Raw genomic sequence first — 15,455 nt, forward strand, 5'->3', positions numbered from 1 at the left:
ATGAACTACCTGCAGGGCGACACGCTGCAGGACTTCATCGTGACCGCGCGCGACATGAAGCGCGACAAGGTGTTCCGCGAGTCCACGATCCGCAGCCTGTTCGACGAGATCCTGCGCGGCCTTCGCATCGTGCACCAGCACAAGATGCTGCACCTGGACATCAAGCCGGCCAACGTCTTCATCACCAACGACAACAAGGCCGTGCTGCTGGACTTTGGCGCTGCGCGCGAGGTGCTGAGCAAGGAAGGCAACTTCATTCGTCCCATGTACACGCCGGGCTTCGCCGCGCCGGAGATGTACCGCCGCGACGGTTCGCTGGGCCCCTGGACCGACATCTACGCCATCGGTGCCTGCATTTATGCCTGCATGCAGGGCTATCCACCCAACGACGCGCCGCAGCGGCTGGAGAAGGACCGCCTGTCCCTGAGCCTGTCGCGCCTGCGCAATGTCTATTCCGACAATCTGCTCGAGGTGACCGAGTGGTGCATGTCGCTGGACCCGCTGTCGCGTCCGCAGAGCGTGTTCGCGCTGCAGAAAGAGCTCGCCCGCGAGACTGAGCGCCGCTACACCAAGCTGTCCTTCAGCGAGCGACTGAAGCTGCAGCTCGAGAACCTCAAGTCCGGAGCGAAGGCTTGAGGTTCAGCGTCTTCCAGGTGAGCCGCCGTGGCGGCCGCGAGACCAATGAAGACCGCATGGGCTACTGCTTCACGCGGGAAGCGGGCTTGTTCGCGCTGGCCGACGGCATGGGCGGCCATCCCGAAGGCGAGGTCGCGGCCCAGATCGCGTTGCAGACGCTGGCGGCACTGTTCCAGCAGGAAGCGCGGCCCGTCATCCCCGATCCTCAGCGGTTCCTTCAGGAAGCCATCATCGTGGCCCATCAACAGCTGCTGCGCTACGCCGCCAGCAAGGGCCTCTCCGACACGCCGCGCACGACGGTCGTGGCCTGCATCCTGCAGGGGAACCAGGCCTGGTGGGCGCATTGCGGCGACTCGCGCCTTTACCTCGTGCGTTCGTCCAAGCTGATTGCGCGCACGCGCGACCACTCCTACTCCGAGTTGCAGGAAGCCCTGGGGCGCGTCTCGCGCGGCGGCGAACCCTTCAACCGGAATGTCCTCTTCACATGCCTGGGCAGCCCCGGCCGACCCATGGTGGACGGGCAGGGGCCGCTGGTGCTGGAAGCTGCCGACCGCCTGCTGCTGTGCTCCGATGGGCTGTGGGGCAGCGTGGAGGATGACGAGATCGTCCAGCACCTCGCCGACCAGCCCATCTCTGAAGCCGTGCCCGAGCTTGTCGAACAGGCGCTGCGCCGCGGCGGCGCGCGCAGCGACAACGTCACCGTCCTTGCCGTCGAATGGGAGGGCGAGGGCGAGCCCAGCGGCGACACGACGCAGAGCCTGGGCAATTCCGGCTTCGCCACCACCATCCAGGGCGCGCTGGACGCCGACCTGGTCGCCGCCATGGATGAGGAGGAGATCGAGCGCTCGGTGCGCGAGATCAACGAAGCCATCCGTGTGCGCAGCGCCGCCAACCGCCGCTAACTCTCATCTCCCCATGACCCAGACATTCATGCGCAGCGCAGGCCGCGCCGCCAACCAATTGCGCCCGGTGCGCATCACCCGCGGTTTCACCGTGCACGCCGAGGGCTCGGTGCTGATCGAGTTCGGTGCCACGCGCGTGCTCTGCACCGCCTCTGTCGAGGAGCGCGTGCCGCCGCACAAGCGCGGCTCGGGCGAGGGCTGGGTGACGGCCGAGTACGGCATGCTGCCACGTGCCACCCACACCCGCAGCGACCGAGAGGCGGCCAAGGGCAAGCAAAGCGGCCGCACGCAGGAGATCCAGCGTCTCATCGGCCGCTCGCTGCGGGCCGTCTTTGACTTGGGTGCGCTGGGCGAGCGCACCATCACGCTGGACTGCGATGTGCTGCAGGCCGATGGCGGCACACGCACGGCCGCCATCACCGGCGCCTTCGTGGCTGCCACCGATGCGGTTGGCAAGCTGCTGGCCGACGGCAGGATCGCGAAGTCGCCGATCAAGGATTCGGTGGCGGCCATCTCGGTCGGCATCGTCGACGGCACGCCGCTGCTGGACCTGGAGTACGTCGAAGATGCAGCCTGTGACACCGACATGAATGTCGTCATGACCGGCAGCGGCGGCTTCGTCGAGCTGCAGGGCACGGCCGAGGGCGTGGTCTTCACGCGCGACGAGATGAACGCGCTGCTGGACCTGGCCGACCAGGGCATCCGCGAGTTGATCGCGCTGCAGAAGACCGCATGATGGACGGCGCCAAGCACGCGCCCGTTCTTGCGGGCGGGAGCCAGGCATGAAGCTGGTCCTGGCCTCCAACAATGCCAAGAAGCTGGTCGAGCTGCAGGCCTTGTTTGCGCCGCTGGGCATCGCGTTGGTGACGCAGGGCAGCCTGGGCATCACGGAGGCCGAGGAGCCCTATCTCACCTTTGCGGAGAACGCACTGGCCAAGGCCCGCCATGCCGCGACGCTGAGCGGCCTGCCCGCGCTGGCCGACGACTCGGGCTTGAGCGTGGACGCGCTGGGCGGTGCGCCCGGCGTGCGCTCGGCCCGCTTTGCGCTGGACGCCGGCGGCGAGAAGAGTGACGGGGCCAACAACGCCCACCTCCTTCGCGAGATGGCCGGCGTCGCCGACCGCCGTGCGCGCTTCGTCTGCGCGTTGGTGGCGGTGCGCAGCGCCGAGGACCCCGAGCCGCTGATCGCGATGGGGCGCTGGAGTGGCGAGATCCTGGCGGCGGCTAGCGGTGAGGGCGGATTCGGCTACGACCCGCTGATGCACATCCCGACCCTGGGCCAGACCGTTGCCAGCCTGGGCGCCGAAGTCAAGAATCGTCACAGCCACCGCGCGCTGGCGGCCGCGCAACTGATTGATCAGTTCCGCGAGGTCTGGCATCTCGGTTAAACCCATGGCCGATCTCGTCCATCTGATGCGCCCGGGCACGCTGCAGCTGCCAGCACTGCCGCCACTCGCGCTCTACGTGCACCTGCCCTGGTGCCTGCGCAAATGCCCCTACTGCGATTTCAACTCCCATGAGGTCAAGGGGAACGCGCTGGCAGCGGACACCGCCGAGGCCTATCTCGTCGCGCTGCGGGCCGACCTCGAGGCCGCGCTGCCACTGATCTGGGGCCGGCCAGTCGTCAGCATCTTCATCGGCGGCGGCACACCGAGCCTGTTCAACCCAGGGCAAATCGCTCAGTTGATCTCCGACATCCGTGCCCGCCTGCCGCTGGAGCCGGGCTGCGAGATCACGCTGGAGGCCAATCCCGGCACCTTCGAGCGCGAGCGCTTCAAGGGCTTCCGCCAGGCCGGCGTCACGCGGCTCTCGGTGGGCGTGCAGAGCTTCGACGACGCGCAATTGAAGACTCTGGGCCGCGTGCACAGCGCGACGCAGGCACGCGAGGCGCTGGCGGAGGCGGCCGAGTCGTTCGAGACCTTTAACCTCGACCTGATGTACGCGCTGCCGGGCCAGACGCTGGACGATCTGGCCCGCGAGCTGGATACGGCGCTTGCCTTCCGGCCGCCGCACCTGTCCATTTACCACCTGACCATCGAGCCCAACACGGTGTTCGCCACGCGCACGCCTGCGGGCCTGCCGGACTCCGACCTGGCCAGCGACATGCTGGACCTGATCACCGAGAAGACCGGTGCCACGGGGCTGTCGCGCTATGAAGTCTCTGCGTACGCGCGCGACGGCCATCGCTGCCTGCACAACCTGAACTACTGGCAGTTCGGCGACTACCTGGGCATCGGCGCAGGCGCCCACAGCAAGCTCAGCTTCCCGAACCGCGTGCTGCGCCAGGTGCGCTGGCGCGAGCCGGCGGCCTTCATGGCACAGGCGAACAAGGTCAGCAACGAGCAGGAGGTGGCGCGCAAGGACCTGCCGTTCGAGTTCATGCTGAACGCGCTGCGGCTCAAGGAGGGCGTCACCGTCACGCAGTTCCTGGAGCGCACCGGCCTGCCGATGTCCGCCATCGCCAGGGGGCTCGAGACCGCCCGCGGCCGTGGCCTGCTCGCGGACGACCCGACCCGCATCCAGCCCACCGAGCGCGGCTTCGACTTCCTCAGCGACCTGCAACAGCTGTTTCTGTGAGCCGTTGCTGAAGGGCGGCGATCTCGGCGTGTAGCCAGTCGCAGAAGGCGCGAACGGCCGGGTCGTCGCGCAGCCTCTCGGGGTAGACGACGTGGTAGTCGCGCCCGGCGTCCAGGTCCAGCTCCTGGGGCGCGACCCGCACCAGACGACCATCGAGCAATGCGTCGCCGGCGATCAACTCGCGCGCCAGCGCGACGCCCATGCCCTGCTCGGCGGCTTGCAGCAGCACACCGCCGTCGTTGAAGTTGGCGACGACGACCGGCGCCACGGGCAAGCCCGCCAGCGCAAACCACTGGCGCCAGACGTCCACATCGTCCAGCAGTGGCTGCGAGGCGAGGGCCGACAGCGGCTGGCCGATCAGGCGATGCGCCAGCGCCGGCGCGGCGACGGCGATCAACGGCGAGTGGAAGAGGCGTTCGTTGACGAGACCCGGCCACGGCCCGCGGCCGACGCGCAGTCCGATCTGGTAGCCATCCCGCTCCAGGTCGACCAACTGCTGGCCCGTGTGCAAGTCCAGCGTGATGCAGGGCTGCAGGGCCTGCCAGCGCGACAGCCGCGGCATCAGCCAGCGCTGAGCGAACGAGGGCAGGGAGGTCACGCGCAGAGTCTGTGCCGCGTTGTTGTTGGCCTGGCTGGCTGCCAGCAGGCCGGCCTGCAGCTCGGCGAAGACCTTGCCGACCGCGCGTTGCAGGGCCTGTCCGGCCGGGTTCAGCGTCAGCCGACGGCCCTGGCGCGTGAAGAGCTCGAAACCCATTTGGGCCTCCAGGCCGCGGATCTGCTGGCTGACCGCGCTGTGCGTGAGGTGCAGGCTTTCGGCCGCCGCGCGCAGGTTTTCCGTCTGGGCGGCAGCGCGGAAGGCGGCCAGGTAGTGCAGCGGGAAACGGTCGAGTGAAGCCATCTGGTTAGCCAATCAAACCAATCAGTGAAGAAAAGAGCGCTTGGTGGCGCCTGATTGGATGAATAGCATAACCAGCATTCAAGGAGAGCCCATGAGCACGCCGCTTCGCAAGATCGCACTCGCACCGTTGGCCGCCACGCTGGTCCTGGCCGTCACAAGCGCAGAAGCCTTCACGGATTCGAACGCCGACCTGAAGGCGGCTGTCGCCGATCCCTCCGCCCGGGTCGTCATCACCGGCAAGGCCGTGCGCCCGCTTCAGGCGGTCTGGGTGCCGCCCACCCCCAAGTCGCTGGACGGGTTCACCCCGGTTGTCGCCGAAGAGCGCCTGGCCGCGGCACGCCACCGCGCCACGCTGCTCGCCAAGGCAGACGCGGCGGCCAGCGCAAGCCGGCGTTGAGGGGGGTCAGACGCGGTTGAGCGACATGCCGGAGGTGGCGCGCAGCCGCTCCAGCACCTTGCCCGCGATCTGGTTCAGCGGCAGCACCTCGTCCGCCGCACCGGCCGCGATGGCCTCGCGCGGCATGCCGAAGACGACGCAGCTCGCCTCGTCCTGACAGTAGTTGTACGACCCGGCGTCCTTCATCACCTTCATGGCGCGGGCGCCGTCGGCGCCCATGCCGGTCAGCATGATGCCGATAGCGTTCGGGCCGACGACCTTGGCCGCAGAAAGGAAGAGCGCTTCCACCGAGGGTTTGTGGCGGTTGATGGGCTCGCCGTCCTGCACGCGCGCGACGTAGTTCGCACCGCTGCGCTCCACGGTCAGGTGCATGCCGCCTGGCGCGATGTAGCCGTGGCCAGGCAGGATGCGCTCGCCGTCCTGCGCTTCCTTGACCCGGATCTTGCACAAGCCGTCCAGCCGCGCCGCATAGCTCTTCGTGAAGCCGGGCGGCATGTGCTGGGTGATGACGACGGCCGGGCTGTCGGCCGGCAGGTTCAGCAGCACGTCCTTGGTCGCCTCGGTGCCGCCGGTGGAGGCGCCGATGAAGATGATCTTCTCGGTGGAGGCCCTGCCCAGGCTGGCCATCGTGACGGCCTTGACCGGTGCTGGCGCGGCCGTGCCCGGCGCAGGCGCGACGTGGCGCCGGATGTGTGCCTTGGAGGCGATACGGATCTTGTCGGTGATGTCCTGGGCCAGCAGGCGGATGCCGTCGGCCACGCCGATCTTGGGCTTGGCGACGAAGTCGACGGCGCCCAGCTCCAGCGCCTTCAGCGTGACCTCGGCGCCGCGCTCGGTCAGCGTGGACACCATCACCACCGGCATGGGCCGCAGCCGCATCAGTCGCGACAGAAAGTCCAGTCCGTCCATGCGTGGCATCTCGACGTCCAGCGTGATGACGTCGGGATTCAGGTTGCGGATCATCTCGCGCGCGACCAGCGGGTCGGACGCCGCGCCGATGCACTCCATGTCGGGCTGGCGGTTGATGATTTCAGTCAGGATCGAGCGCACCAGCGCTGAATCGTCCACCACCACGACCTTGGTTTTGGCCATTGGTGTCTCCTCAGAACAAATCGATGGAGCCGCCGCTGCTCGCGACCGGCTGCACCTTCTGGATGGCGGCGCGGTCCTGCTGGACCAGCGCGTCGGTATTCGTCGATGCCAGGCGCTTGACCATGGCCTTGCCGCTGGCCGGCAGAAAGCAGACCTTGCGCGGATAGACGTCGAGGACGTCTTTGGACACGATCGGGATGCGCTCCAGCTTCAGGTAGTCGATGACGAAGTTGGTGTTGCGCTCGCCGACGTTGAGCGAGTTCATGCCGGAGATCACGGCGCCGCCGCCGAAGATCTTGGCCTCCATGCGCGCCTTGCTGGCGCCGCGCTTCATCATCTCGTTGATCAAGAGTTCCATCGCGAAGGAGCCGTAGCGCCCCGAGTCGCCGTTGCCCTCGGGCAGCATGAAGTGGTTCATGCCACCGACCTTGGCGACGCGGTCCCACAGGCAGGCGGCAATGCAGGACCCGAGCGTCGTCATGACGAGCAGGTCCTCCGTGTCGACGAAGTACTCGCCCGGCAGGATCTTGACGGCGGCGTTCTTGAAGTGAGCGTCGTAGAAGAAGAACGAGGCCTCGCCCTGCCTGCGCGGCTGGGCCTTGAGGTGGTTGACCTTGGCCAGTGCGGCCGGGTTGCCCACGGTTGATGCGGAAACGAGAGGCGTGCTCATGGGCTCAGACCCGTTCGTAAATCGTTTTGCCGCGAAGCTTGAACAGGTCGCGCGATTCGGTGAAGTTCTCGGAGTGCCCCACGAAGAGCAGCCCGCCGGGGCGCATGACGCGGTGGATGCGCTCCAGCACCTTGCGCTGGGTGGCCGCGTCGAAATAGATCATCACGTTGCGGCAGAACACCATGTGGAAGGGGTCGCCCAGCTGCCACTGCGTGTCCATCAGGTTGAGGGGGCGGAACTCCACCCATCGCTGCAGCTCGGGCTTGACGCGGATCTTGCCGGCGTTGGCGCCAGTGCCGCGCATGAAGAAATTCTTCAGCCGCGTGGCGTCAAGGCCACGGGAGTCGGCGTTGTAGACGCCGCGCTTGGCGGTGGCCAGCACCTGGGTGTCGATGTCGCTGGCGACCAGTTGCACCGAGGCGCTCGGCCCGAGGGCCTCGCCGCAGGTCATCAGGATGGAGTAGGGCTCCTCGCCGGTCGAGGCGGCGCAGCACCAGATGCGCACCGGCTTGCCCACGAAGGGCTTGAGGTCGTCCTTGAGCGCGTGGAAATGGTGGTCCTCGCGGAAGAAGGAAGTCAGGTTGGTCGTCAGGCAGTTGACGAACTCCTGCCATTCGGCCGCACCGGCTGTGCCGGTGGACGCTTCCAGCCACTGCAGGTAGCTCGCGAAGCTCTTGTGGCCGGTCTCGCGCAGTCGGCGCGACAGCCGGCTGTAGACCATCGCGTGCTTGCCATCATGCAGGCTGATACCGGCGTGCTTGTAGATCAGCTCACGAACGCGGTCGAAGTCGGCCTTGCTGAAGCTGAACTCGTGATCGAGGGAATCGTTGCCGGAGGCGAGGTCGGGTGCGGGCATGTCGGAAAACAGATGTTTATTGGTGCTCGCAGCAGTTCTGGCGGTGGCGTGTCGATTTTCCACCGCAGGGGCGGTTGTACGGCCCTGACGCGGACCAGCATAGTGCAAACAGCTCACGGGAACGTGCCTGTTTCACGACCTGGACATGAGGGGGGCGCTGCTAGACTGCCTCGAAACCACAATCCAGCTGTTCGCCCCACCTTTGGAACATCGTTTGCCCGCCCCTCACCTGATCGACGCCCAAGTGCTCGTTCTGGACCAGGCCCTGCAACTGCTGCAGCAGGCCGGGGCGTTGCTTCCGGACGAGGCGCCGATGACGGCCGCCTGGCTGCAGGCGGTGCTGGATGCGCTGTGCGACCTTTCCAGCCGGGACGCGCTGACCGGCCTGGCCAACCGCCGCAGTTTCGAGATGGCCTTGGCACGCGAGGTCGATCGCGTCGCCCGCTCCGACGAGGCGGCCCTGCTGCTGATGCTGGACATTGACCACTTCAAGGCCATCAACGACACCCATGGCCATGGCGCCGGCGACCAGGTCATCTGCGCCGTGGCTCGCGCCATCGAGCAATCCGTCAGGCCCATGGATCTCGTCGCCCGGGTGGGTGGCGAGGAGTTCGCCATCATCCTGCCCAACTGCGCCCCGCACGTGGGGCTGGCTGTCGCGGAGCGTGTGCGCGAGCGCGTCTCCAAGCTCGATATCGAAGTCAGCCCCGGCCATCGCATGCTGGGCGTCACCATCAGCCTCGGCGGTGCCTTTGCGCCGCAGTGGGTACGTTCATCGCCGCTGCTGTGGATGGAGCGGGCTGATCGCCAGCTCTACCGCGCCAAGGCCGAGGGCCGCAACCGCGCCTGCCTCGAACCCCAGGTCGACTCCCTGGTCAGCGCCGAAGAAAGGGGCATGTTGTTCGCCTCCCTGAACCTCGATACGCAACAGGACCTGCCATGAGCACGACAAACGATCCTGCTGCCCCCCGTCCGCCTCGATCCGGCGCCCGCACGCTTGCCGTCACCAGCGGCAAGGGCGGCGTCGGCAAGACCTTCGTCACCGCCAATCTGGCCGCCGCCCTGGCGGCGCGCGGGCAGAAGGTGCTGGTGCTGGACGCCGACCTCGGCCTCGCCAACCTCGACGTGGTGCTCAACCTGCACCCCAAGCTGACGCTGCACGACGTCTTCACCGAGAAAGCCACGCTGGAGCAGGCCATCCTGCCGGCGCCCGGCGGCTTCTCCGTGCTGCTGGCCGGCTCAGGCATGGTGGAGTACTCGCGCCTGACGCCCGAGGTGCGCGACAAGTTGCTGCACATCATCGACCTCGTCAAGCCACGCTTCGACTGGGTGCTGCTCGACACCGGCGCGGGCATCTCCGACGTCGTGCTTTTCGCGATCTCCATGGCCGAGGACGTCCTCGTCGTCGCGACGCCCGAGCCCACCTCGCTGACCGACGCCTACGCCACCATCAAGGTGCTGGCCACGCAGCAGCAGCGCCGCCATGTGGGCTTGGTCGTCAACCAGGCCAATCGGGTGGGCGAGGGCAAGCTCATCTGCGGGCAACTGCAGCAGGTGCTGCAGCGCTTCGTCGGTCCGACGCCAGGGCAGACCTTTCGACTGGAGCTGTACGGCGAGGTCAAGGCCGACCTGGCCGTGCGTCAGGCCGTCCTCAAGCGCCAGCTGATGTTGGAGCATTACCCGGGCTGCGACGCGGCCCAGGCCATCAAGGCGCTCGCCTCCAAGCTCCTTGGCTGATTCCACGCCAGCAACCGCTTTCGACTGGATGGGCGGCGAGGCCCGCGTGCGCGAGCTCGTCGACCGCTTCTACGACCTGATGGACCTGGAGCCGGCCTATGCCCGGCTGCGCGCGGCGCACGGCGACTCGCTGGAGTCGGCGCGCGACAAGCTGTTCTGGTTCCTGTGCGGCTGGCTGGGCGGGCCGGATCACTACATCAGCCGCTTCGGCCACCCGCGGCTGCGGGCGCGGCACCTCCCGTTTCGCATCGGCATCGCCGAGCGCGACGAATGGCTGGCCTGCATGGGCCAGGCCATGCAGGAGACCGGGATGGACCCGGCCTTGCAGGCCCGGCTGGCCGAGTCCTTCGCGGGCACGGCCGACTGGATGCGCAACGTCTAGTCGATCCTGAACGCGAAGTCTTGCTGAAACACCGCGTCGCCCTGGCACTGGTAGCCGGCGAGGGCGGACTCGACGGCGCGCTGCAGCGAGCGCCGGGTCTTGGCGTCCGGCGCTCCCTGGGCCATGTGGAATGCGGTGCCGACGACGCGACCACCTCGCACGGTGGCGAGCACCTGCAACACGGCCTCGCCGCTCCAGTTGACGGCCGGCACTTCAGGCCTGGGCATCGTGGAGCAGACAGCGCCCGGAGTCAGCGGCAGCGAGCTAATGCCGGTCGGCGGCTGCGCCACGACCTGCGTCGGACCCGGTTGGGTGACGAGCGGGGCAGGGTCCCGGGGTGCGACGACGGTGTTGACGAGCGGGGCTTCCACGGGCGGCGCCACGTCAACGATGGGCGGTGGGACCATGATCACCGGCAGGTCCCGCACCGTTGGCTTGGGGGCACGCACCGGCTCCGGCGGTGGCGGGTCGCGGTCGACCTCCGGCGGCAGCGGCTTCAGCGTGATGATCTCCGGCGGCTTGGATGTCGGCTGGATGAGTCCGGCGCTCAGCGCGTAGATGCCGGCCAGGTGCAGGGCGACAACCAGGCTGATGCCGACGTAGCTCTTGGGCTTGGCGGCGGGGAAGGCGTGTGACAGGTTCATGGGCTCTCCTCTCGGCGGCGGTTGGGACACCAGGAACCGCGCTGTCGGCGGCTGAGCCCAGGCTACTCCCGCCTAACCGTACGGGTCAATGGCGTTGGGCCGCGTGTCTGCGGCGCGACGCGGACGCCCGGCGACCGGGCGCGTCAGCGGTCCGTCAGGCTGTTCCGGCCAGCAGCACCATCAGCGCGCCCGCACCGCCATCACTCGCCCGCGCCTGAACGAAGGCCAGCACCTCGTTCTTCTGCACCAGCCAGCGCCGCACGCGGCCCTTGAGCACGGGCTCGCGGCCGGGCGAGCCATGGCCCTTGCCGTGCACGACGCGCACGCAGCGCAGGCCGCGCCGGGCGCTGTCGTGGATGAAATGCCCCAGCGCCTCGCGCGCCCCGTCGCGCCGCAGACCGTGCAGGTCGAGCTGGGCCTGCAGCGACCAGTGGCCGCGGCGCAGCTTGCGCACGACCTCAATGCTGATGCCTTCGCGGCGAAAGCTCAGCGTCTCGTCGGTGTCCAGCAGCGTGTCGACGTCGATCTCGTCGGACAGTGCTTGCAGCAACACGGCGCGTTCGTCGGCCTCGCGCTGACGCGGCTCCGGTGCGGGCTGCTCGCGTTGATGCAGCACGCGGTCGACGCTGCGCAGCGGCGTCACGGGCCCGACGGTGAGCTCGAAGACCCGCCTTTCCTGCTCCGCCAGCCTCAGCGCGGCGGCCCGGCGCTCTCGCTCCAGCTCGGCCGCCAGCCGCGCGGTGGCGAGTTCCCGCGCCAATGGCTTGAGGTCGGCCAGGCTGCGCACGCTTGCGGGCTTGCTCACAGCAACCCCCGCTCGGCCATGGAGACGACCTCGGCAGCGCCGACGACGAGGTGGTCGACGACGCGCACCTCGACCAGGGCCAATGCCTGGCTGAGCTGGCGTGTCAGCAATTCGTCGGCTTTGGAGGGCTCGGCAACGCCGCTGGGATGGTTGTGGGCCAGGATAGCTGCGCCGGCACCGAGGGCCAGCGCGCGCTTGACGACTTCCCGGGGGTGGACGGTCGTCGACGTCAGCGAACCGGTGAACAGCGTTTCCATGGCGATCAACCGCAATTGGGCGTCCAGGAACATCACGGCGAACACCTCGTGGCCCAGGCCGCCGAGCTGCAGGCGCAAGTAGGCCTTGACCGTCTCGACGTTGCTCATTGCCGGCTTCTCGGCCAGTTGCTGGTTCAGCGAGCGCCTGGCGATCTCCAGCACCGCGGCGATCTCGGCGCGTTTGGCTGGCCCCAGGCCCCGGATCTTGCCGAGGTCCTGCACGCTGGCAGCCAGCAACCCTGCCCAGCCGCCGAAGCGGTCCAGCAGGCTCTGCGCCAGCTGCAGCACCGGCATGCCCTGGATGCCGGTGCGCAGCAGCAGGGCCAGCAGCTCGGCGTCCGCCAACGCCTGCGGGCCGCGAGCGAGCAGCTTCTCGCGCGGGCGGGCGTCCGGGGGCAGATGGGTCAGCGGCATAAAATCGGCAGTCTAGCCAAGCGCTCCCTGACCTCTTCCGAATGAATTCCATCCAGGCCGGCTCCTTCCTCACGCTGCATTACCGGCTCTCGGGCCCGGACGGCGCCGACATCGTCAACACCTTCGACGACAAGCCGGCGACGCTGTCGTTGGGCGCCGGACAGCTTTCGCCTGCCATCGAGGCGCGCCTGATCGGCCTCCCCGAGGGCGCGCACGAGCGTTTCGAGCTCGCGCCCGGCGAGGCTTTCGGCGACCGTAACCCCGAACTGCTGCAGCGCGTGAAGCTGTCGCTGCTGCGCCAACTGGGCGACCCGGACGAGACCTACAACGTCGGCGACGTCGTTCAGTTCCCCGGCCCGGACGGGCAGGGGGGCTATGCCGGCGTCGTACGCGAACTGGGCGAGGAGGCGCTGCTGTTCGATTTCAACCATCCGCTCGCTGGCCAGCCGGTGAGCTTCGAAGTGCAAGTGATCGGGGTGCTGTGATGAGTGCTGACCAGCAACTCCAAGAAGTGCTGCTGGCCGAGCCGCGCGGCTTCTGCGCCGGCGTGGACCGCGCCATCGAGATCGTCGAACGGGCGCTGCTCAAGTTCGGTGCGCCCATCTACGTGCGCCACGAGATCGTCCACAACACCTATGTCGTCAACGACCTGAAGGCGCGTGGCGCCATCTTCATCGAGGACCTGGCGGAGGTGCCGGCCGGCGCCACACTGGTGTTCAGCGCGCATGGCGTGAGCCAGGAGGTGCGCCGCGAGGCCGCGGCCCGCGGCTTCAATGTCTTCGACGCTACCTGCCCGCTGGTGACCAAGGTCCACGTCGAGGTGGCCAAGCTGCACCGCGAAGGCTACGAGTTCGTCATGATCGGCCACAAGGGACACCCAGAGGTGGAGGGCACCATGGGTCAGCTTTCCGAGGGCATCTTCCTGGTGGAGGACGTCGAGGACGTCGCCAGGGTGCGCGTGAAGGACCCCGCCAAGCTCGCCGTCGTCACACAGACCACGCTGAGCGTGGATGATGCGGCCCAGATCCTGGCCGAGGTGAAGCGCGTCTTCCCCCAGGTGCGCGAGCCCAAGAAGCAGGACATCTGCTATGCCACCCAGAACCGCCAGGACGCGGTCAAGCTGCTGGCGCCGCAGGTGGACGTGGTCATCGTCGTCGGCAGCCCCACCAGTTCCAACAGCAACCGCCTGCGCGAGCTGGCCGAGCGCCTGGGCACACCGGGCTTCATGGTCGATGCCGCGGAAGACTTGAAGGCCGAGTGGCTGCAGGACCGCCCGCGTGTAGGTCTGACGGCCGGCGCCTCGGCGCCCGACGTGCTGGTTCAGGCCGTCATCAGCCGGCTGCGCGAGTTCGGCGCCACGACGGTGCGCAGCCTGCCGGGCGTCGAAGAGAACGTGCATTTCCCGCTGCCTATGGGCCTGGGCGACAAGTCGATGGCCGAGGTGAGCGCCTCCCGATCTTGACGCCGATGCCTCACGCATCCGGCGGCGCTGTGACATCGGCGCCGTTTTCGCATTCGATTCCCGAAGGTTTCCTCCCATGCTCGACATCACCCAACTGCGCAAAGACCTCGATGCCGTCATCGAACGCCTGAGCGCGCGCAAGACCCCCCAGCCCTTCCTCGACGTGGAGCGCTTCAAGGCGTTCGAAGCCGAGCGCAAGGCCGTGCAGACCCGCACCGAGGAGCTGCAGGCCCGCCGCAATGCGCTGTCCAAGCAGATCGGCATGGCCAAGGGCAAGGGCGAGGACGCCTCGGCGCTGATGGCCGAGGTCGGCGGCATCGCCGACGAGCTGAAGGCCGGTGCCGAGCGCCTGGATGCCATCCAGGTCGAGCTGAACGAGCTGCTGATGGGCGTGCCCAATCTGCCCGATGCCAGCGTGCCCACGGGCACGGACGAGGCCGGCAACGTCGAAGTACGCCGCTGGGGCCAGCCGCGCACCTTCGACTTCGACGTCAAGGACCACGTCGACCTCGGTGCGCCGCTGGGCCTGGACTTCGAGACCGGCGCGAAGCTGTCGGGTTCGCGTTTCAGTTTCCTGAAGGGCCCCGTCGCCCGCCTGCATCGAGCCCTCGCCCAGTTCATGCTGGACGTGCAGACCACGGAGCACGGCTACACCGAGTGCTACACGCCCTACATCGTCAATCGCGAGATCCTCGAAGGCACGGGCCAGTTGCCCAAGTTCAAGGAAGACATGTTCTGGGTGCTGCGTGGCGGCGACTCGGAGCATCCCGAGCAGTACCTGATCTCGACGTCGGAGATCTCGCTGACCAACACGGTGCGTGACAGCGTGCTCAAGGCCGAGGACCTGCCCGTCAAGCTGACGGCCCACAGCCCCTGCTTCCGTTCCGAGGCGGGTTCGGCGGGGCGCGACACGCGCGGCATGATCCGCCAGCACCAGTTCGACAAGGTCGAGATGGTGCGCATCGAGCAGCCCGAGCACAGCATGGCCGCCCTGGAAGAGATGACGGGTCACGCCGAGGCCGTCCTGCAGAAGCTGGGTCTGCCGTACCGCACCATGCTGCTGTGCTCGGGCGACATGGGCTTCGGTTCGACAAAGACCTATGACCTGGAGGTGTGGCTGCCGGCGCAGAATACCTACCGCGAGATCAGCTCCTGCTCGAACATGGGTGCCTTCCAGGCTCGCCGCATGCAGGCCCGCTTCAAGAATGCCCAGGGCAAGAATGAACTGGTGCACACGCTGAACGGCTCGGGCCTTGCCGTGGGCCGCACGCTCGTGGCAGTGCTGGAGAACTACCAGAACGCCGATGGCAGCATCACGGTGCCCGAAGCGCTGCGGCCCTACATGGGCGGGATCGACACGTTGCGCACCTGAAGTTCAAGGGCGCCAAAAGCTGGCTATAATGGTCGGCTTCGCACCAGCGCACCGAATCAGGAGAGGTGGCAGAGTGGTCGAATGTACCTGACTCGAAATCAGGCGTACGGTATCCCCGTACCGAGGGTTCGAATCCCTCCCTCTCCGCCAAACGCCTTGAGTATCAAGGACTTAGAAACCCGCCAAGAGCGGGTTTTTCGTTGTTGGGCGGATCGTTCCCGCAATTTCCGCAACTCGCTTTCCCGCAACTCAGCGCGTCGGAGATACCTTCTCCCCTCGGCGGCGGTACACGCGCCGGGTGAGCGCTTCACTGCTGTGGGCAAGCAACTTGGATGCATCGCCGAGCTCGCGCCT

The 15,455-nt window shown here is 67.7% G+C and carries 20 protein-coding genes and 1 tRNA gene; 14 read left to right on the forward strand and 7 right to left on the reverse strand.

Features of this window, described 5'->3' with window-relative positions; all coding sequences use genetic code 11:
• The 5 genes from VGF12_RS11785 to hemW all read left to right on the forward strand — a co-directional run.
• Window positions 1-636: serine/threonine protein kinase (locus VGF12_RS11785; RefSeq protein ID WP_331176233.1), on the forward strand; the 636-nt coding region annotated here is incomplete at its 5' end.
• Window positions 633-1,538 (forward strand): PP2C family serine/threonine-protein phosphatase, encoded by a 906-nt coding sequence (locus VGF12_RS11790; RefSeq protein WP_331176234.1) that lies wholly within the window; start codon window positions 633-635, stop codon window positions 1,536-1,538. The genes VGF12_RS11785 and VGF12_RS11790, both read left to right, overlap by 4 nt.
• Window positions 1,539-1,551: 13 nt before the next feature.
• A complete protein-coding gene (gene rph / locus VGF12_RS11795; protein WP_331176235.1) occupies window positions 1,552-2,274 on the forward strand; it encodes a ribonuclease PH in 723 nt (240 codons plus the stop codon).
• A gap of 46 nt (window positions 2,275-2,320) precedes the next feature.
• On the forward strand, window positions 2,321-2,926 hold the full coding sequence (gene rdgB / locus VGF12_RS11800; RefSeq protein ID WP_331176236.1) for an RdgB/HAM1 family non-canonical purine NTP pyrophosphatase: 606 nt from the start codon (window positions 2,321-2,323) through the stop codon (window positions 2,924-2,926).
• Window positions 2,927-2,930: 4 nt separating this feature from the next.
• Window positions 2,931-4,115: a radical SAM family heme chaperone HemW gene (gene hemW / locus VGF12_RS11805; RefSeq protein ID WP_331176237.1), complete on the forward strand. Its 1,185-nt coding sequence runs from the start codon at window positions 2,931-2,933 to the stop codon at window positions 4,113-4,115.
• Here hemW and VGF12_RS11810 read toward each other — a convergent pair.
• Entirely contained in the window at window positions 4,087-5,013 is a 927-nt protein-coding gene (locus tag VGF12_RS11810) for a LysR substrate-binding domain-containing protein (RefSeq protein WP_331176238.1), read from the reverse strand. The genes hemW and VGF12_RS11810 overlap by 29 nt on opposite strands.
• A 91-nt stretch (window positions 5,014-5,104) precedes the next feature.
• Here VGF12_RS11810 and VGF12_RS11815 point away from each other — a divergent pair, with 91 nt between their 5' ends.
• Complete coding sequence (locus VGF12_RS11815) at window positions 5,105-5,410, forward strand: hypothetical protein (protein ID WP_331176239.1); 306 nt, start codon at window positions 5,105-5,107, stop codon at window positions 5,408-5,410.
• A gap of 6 nt (window positions 5,411-5,416) precedes the next feature.
• On the opposite strand, the gene VGF12_RS11820 is transcribed toward VGF12_RS11815, so the two are convergent.
• The 3 genes from VGF12_RS11820 to VGF12_RS11830 are packed head-to-tail and all read right to left on the reverse strand — an operon-like array spanning window position 5,417 to window position 8,028.
• Complete coding sequence (locus tag VGF12_RS11820) at window positions 5,417-6,502, reverse strand: chemotaxis response regulator protein-glutamate methylesterase (protein WP_331176240.1); 1,086 nt, start codon at window positions 6,500-6,502, stop codon at window positions 5,417-5,419.
• Window positions 6,503-6,512: 10 nt separating this feature from the next.
• On the reverse strand, window positions 6,513-7,172 hold the full coding sequence (gene cheD / locus VGF12_RS11825) for a chemoreceptor glutamine deamidase CheD (protein WP_331176241.1): 660 nt from the start codon (window positions 7,170-7,172) through the stop codon (window positions 6,513-6,515).
• A gap of 4 nt (window positions 7,173-7,176) precedes the next feature.
• On the reverse strand, window positions 7,177-8,028 hold the full coding sequence (locus VGF12_RS11830) for a CheR family methyltransferase (protein WP_331176242.1): 852 nt from the start codon (window positions 8,026-8,028) through the stop codon (window positions 7,177-7,179).
• A gap of 214 nt (window positions 8,029-8,242) precedes the next feature.
• Between VGF12_RS11830 and VGF12_RS11835 the strand changes: the two genes are divergently transcribed.
• Genes VGF12_RS11835 through VGF12_RS11845 form a run of 3 tightly spaced genes read left to right on the forward strand, consistent with a single transcriptional unit; the run spans window position 8,243 to window position 10,147 of the window.
• Window positions 8,243-8,971, forward strand: a complete 729-nt coding sequence (locus tag VGF12_RS11835; protein WP_331176243.1) for a GGDEF domain-containing protein — start codon at window positions 8,243-8,245, stop codon at window positions 8,969-8,971.
• Window positions 8,968-9,765: a MinD/ParA family protein gene (locus VGF12_RS11840; RefSeq protein ID WP_331176244.1), complete on the forward strand. Its 798-nt coding sequence runs from the start codon at window positions 8,968-8,970 to the stop codon at window positions 9,763-9,765. The genes VGF12_RS11835 and VGF12_RS11840 overlap by 4 nt, the downstream gene beginning before the upstream one ends.
• Entirely contained in the window at window positions 9,758-10,147 is a 390-nt protein-coding gene (locus VGF12_RS11845) for a group II truncated hemoglobin (RefSeq protein ID WP_331176245.1), read from the forward strand. Before VGF12_RS11840 ends, VGF12_RS11845 begins: the two co-directional genes overlap by 8 nt.
• Here VGF12_RS11845 and VGF12_RS11850 read toward each other — a convergent pair.
• The 3 genes from VGF12_RS11850 to radC form a co-directional block, all read right to left on the reverse strand.
• Window positions 10,144-10,791: a hypothetical protein gene (locus VGF12_RS11850; RefSeq protein ID WP_331176246.1), complete on the reverse strand. Its 648-nt coding sequence runs from the start codon at window positions 10,789-10,791 to the stop codon at window positions 10,144-10,146. The genes VGF12_RS11845 and VGF12_RS11850 overlap by 4 nt on opposite strands.
• A 154-nt stretch (window positions 10,792-10,945) precedes the next feature.
• Complete coding sequence (locus VGF12_RS11855) at window positions 10,946-11,596, reverse strand: Smr/MutS family protein (RefSeq protein ID WP_331176247.1); 651 nt, start codon at window positions 11,594-11,596, stop codon at window positions 10,946-10,948.
• Window positions 11,593-12,267 (reverse strand): RadC family protein, encoded by a 675-nt coding sequence (radC, locus tag VGF12_RS11860; RefSeq protein ID WP_331176248.1) that lies wholly within the window; start codon window positions 12,265-12,267, stop codon window positions 11,593-11,595. Before radC ends, VGF12_RS11855 begins: the two co-directional genes overlap by 4 nt.
• Before the next feature lie 41 nt (window positions 12,268-12,308).
• Between radC and VGF12_RS11865 the strand changes: the two genes are divergently transcribed.
• The 5 genes from VGF12_RS11865 to VGF12_RS11885 all read left to right on the forward strand — a co-directional run.
• Entirely contained in the window at window positions 12,309-12,752 is a 444-nt protein-coding gene (locus tag VGF12_RS11865; RefSeq protein WP_331176249.1) for an FKBP-type peptidyl-prolyl cis-trans isomerase, read from the forward strand.
• The gene (gene ispH / locus VGF12_RS11870) at window positions 12,752-13,729 is read left to right on the forward strand and encodes a 4-hydroxy-3-methylbut-2-enyl diphosphate reductase (RefSeq protein ID WP_331176250.1); all 978 of its coding nucleotides are present in this window, start codon (window positions 12,752-12,754) and stop codon (window positions 13,727-13,729) included. The genes VGF12_RS11865 and ispH overlap by 1 nt, the downstream gene beginning before the upstream one ends.
• A 76-nt stretch (window positions 13,730-13,805) precedes the next feature.
• On the forward strand, window positions 13,806-15,101 hold the full coding sequence (gene serS / locus VGF12_RS11875; RefSeq protein WP_331176251.1) for a serine--tRNA ligase: 1,296 nt from the start codon (window positions 13,806-13,808) through the stop codon (window positions 15,099-15,101).
• A gap of 59 nt (window positions 15,102-15,160) precedes the next feature.
• A tRNA-Ser gene (locus tag VGF12_RS11880) sits at window positions 15,161-15,251 on the forward strand.
• A gap of 6 nt (window positions 15,252-15,257) precedes the next feature.
• Window positions 15,258-15,455 (forward strand): hypothetical protein (locus VGF12_RS11885; RefSeq protein WP_331176252.1); only part of this gene is annotated, 198 nt, incomplete at its 3' end.

This window comes from Roseateles sp. (assembly GCF_036404855.1).
Taxonomy (GTDB): domain Bacteria; phylum Pseudomonadota; class Gammaproteobacteria; order Burkholderiales; family Burkholderiaceae_C; genus Pelomonas.

What these genes read in the sequence shown, in the direction of transcription:
- serS (WP_331176251.1), top strand. Translation starts at nt 13,806, where the DNA reads ATGCTCGACATCACCCAACTGCGCAAAGACCTCGATGCCGTCATCGAA.
- VGF12_RS11820 (WP_331176240.1), bottom strand. Translation starts at nt 6,502, where the DNA reads ATGGCCAAAACCAAGGTCGTGGTGGTGGACGATTCAGCGCTGGTGCGC.
- rph (WP_331176235.1), top strand. Translation starts at nt 1,552, where the DNA reads ATGACCCAGACATTCATGCGCAGCGCAGGCCGCGCCGCCAACCAATTG.
- cheD (WP_331176241.1), bottom strand. Translation starts at nt 7,172, where the DNA reads ATGAGCACGCCTCTCGTTTCCGCATCAACCGTGGGCAACCCGGCCGCA.
- radC (WP_331176248.1), bottom strand. Translation starts at nt 12,267, where the DNA reads ATGCCGCTGACCCATCTGCCCCCGGACGCCCGCCCGCGCGAGAAGCTG.
- VGF12_RS11810 (WP_331176238.1), bottom strand. Translation starts at nt 5,013, where the DNA reads ATGGCTTCACTCGACCGTTTCCCGCTGCACTACCTGGCCGCCTTCCGC.
- hemW (WP_331176237.1), top strand. Translation starts at nt 2,931, where the DNA reads ATGGCCGATCTCGTCCATCTGATGCGCCCGGGCACGCTGCAGCTGCCA.
- rdgB (WP_331176236.1), top strand. Translation starts at nt 2,321, where the DNA reads ATGAAGCTGGTCCTGGCCTCCAACAATGCCAAGAAGCTGGTCGAGCTG.
- VGF12_RS11865 (WP_331176249.1), top strand. Translation starts at nt 12,309, where the DNA reads ATGAATTCCATCCAGGCCGGCTCCTTCCTCACGCTGCATTACCGGCTC.
- VGF12_RS11815 (WP_331176239.1), top strand. Translation starts at nt 5,105, where the DNA reads ATGAGCACGCCGCTTCGCAAGATCGCACTCGCACCGTTGGCCGCCACG.
- VGF12_RS11840 (WP_331176244.1), top strand. Translation starts at nt 8,968, where the DNA reads ATGAGCACGACAAACGATCCTGCTGCCCCCCGTCCGCCTCGATCCGGC.
- VGF12_RS11830 (WP_331176242.1), bottom strand. Translation starts at nt 8,028, where the DNA reads ATGCCCGCACCCGACCTCGCCTCCGGCAACGATTCCCTCGATCACGAG.
- ispH (WP_331176250.1), top strand. Translation starts at nt 12,752, where the DNA reads ATGAGTGCTGACCAGCAACTCCAAGAAGTGCTGCTGGCCGAGCCGCGC.
- VGF12_RS11850 (WP_331176246.1), bottom strand. Translation starts at nt 10,791, where the DNA reads ATGAACCTGTCACACGCCTTCCCCGCCGCCAAGCCCAAGAGCTACGTC.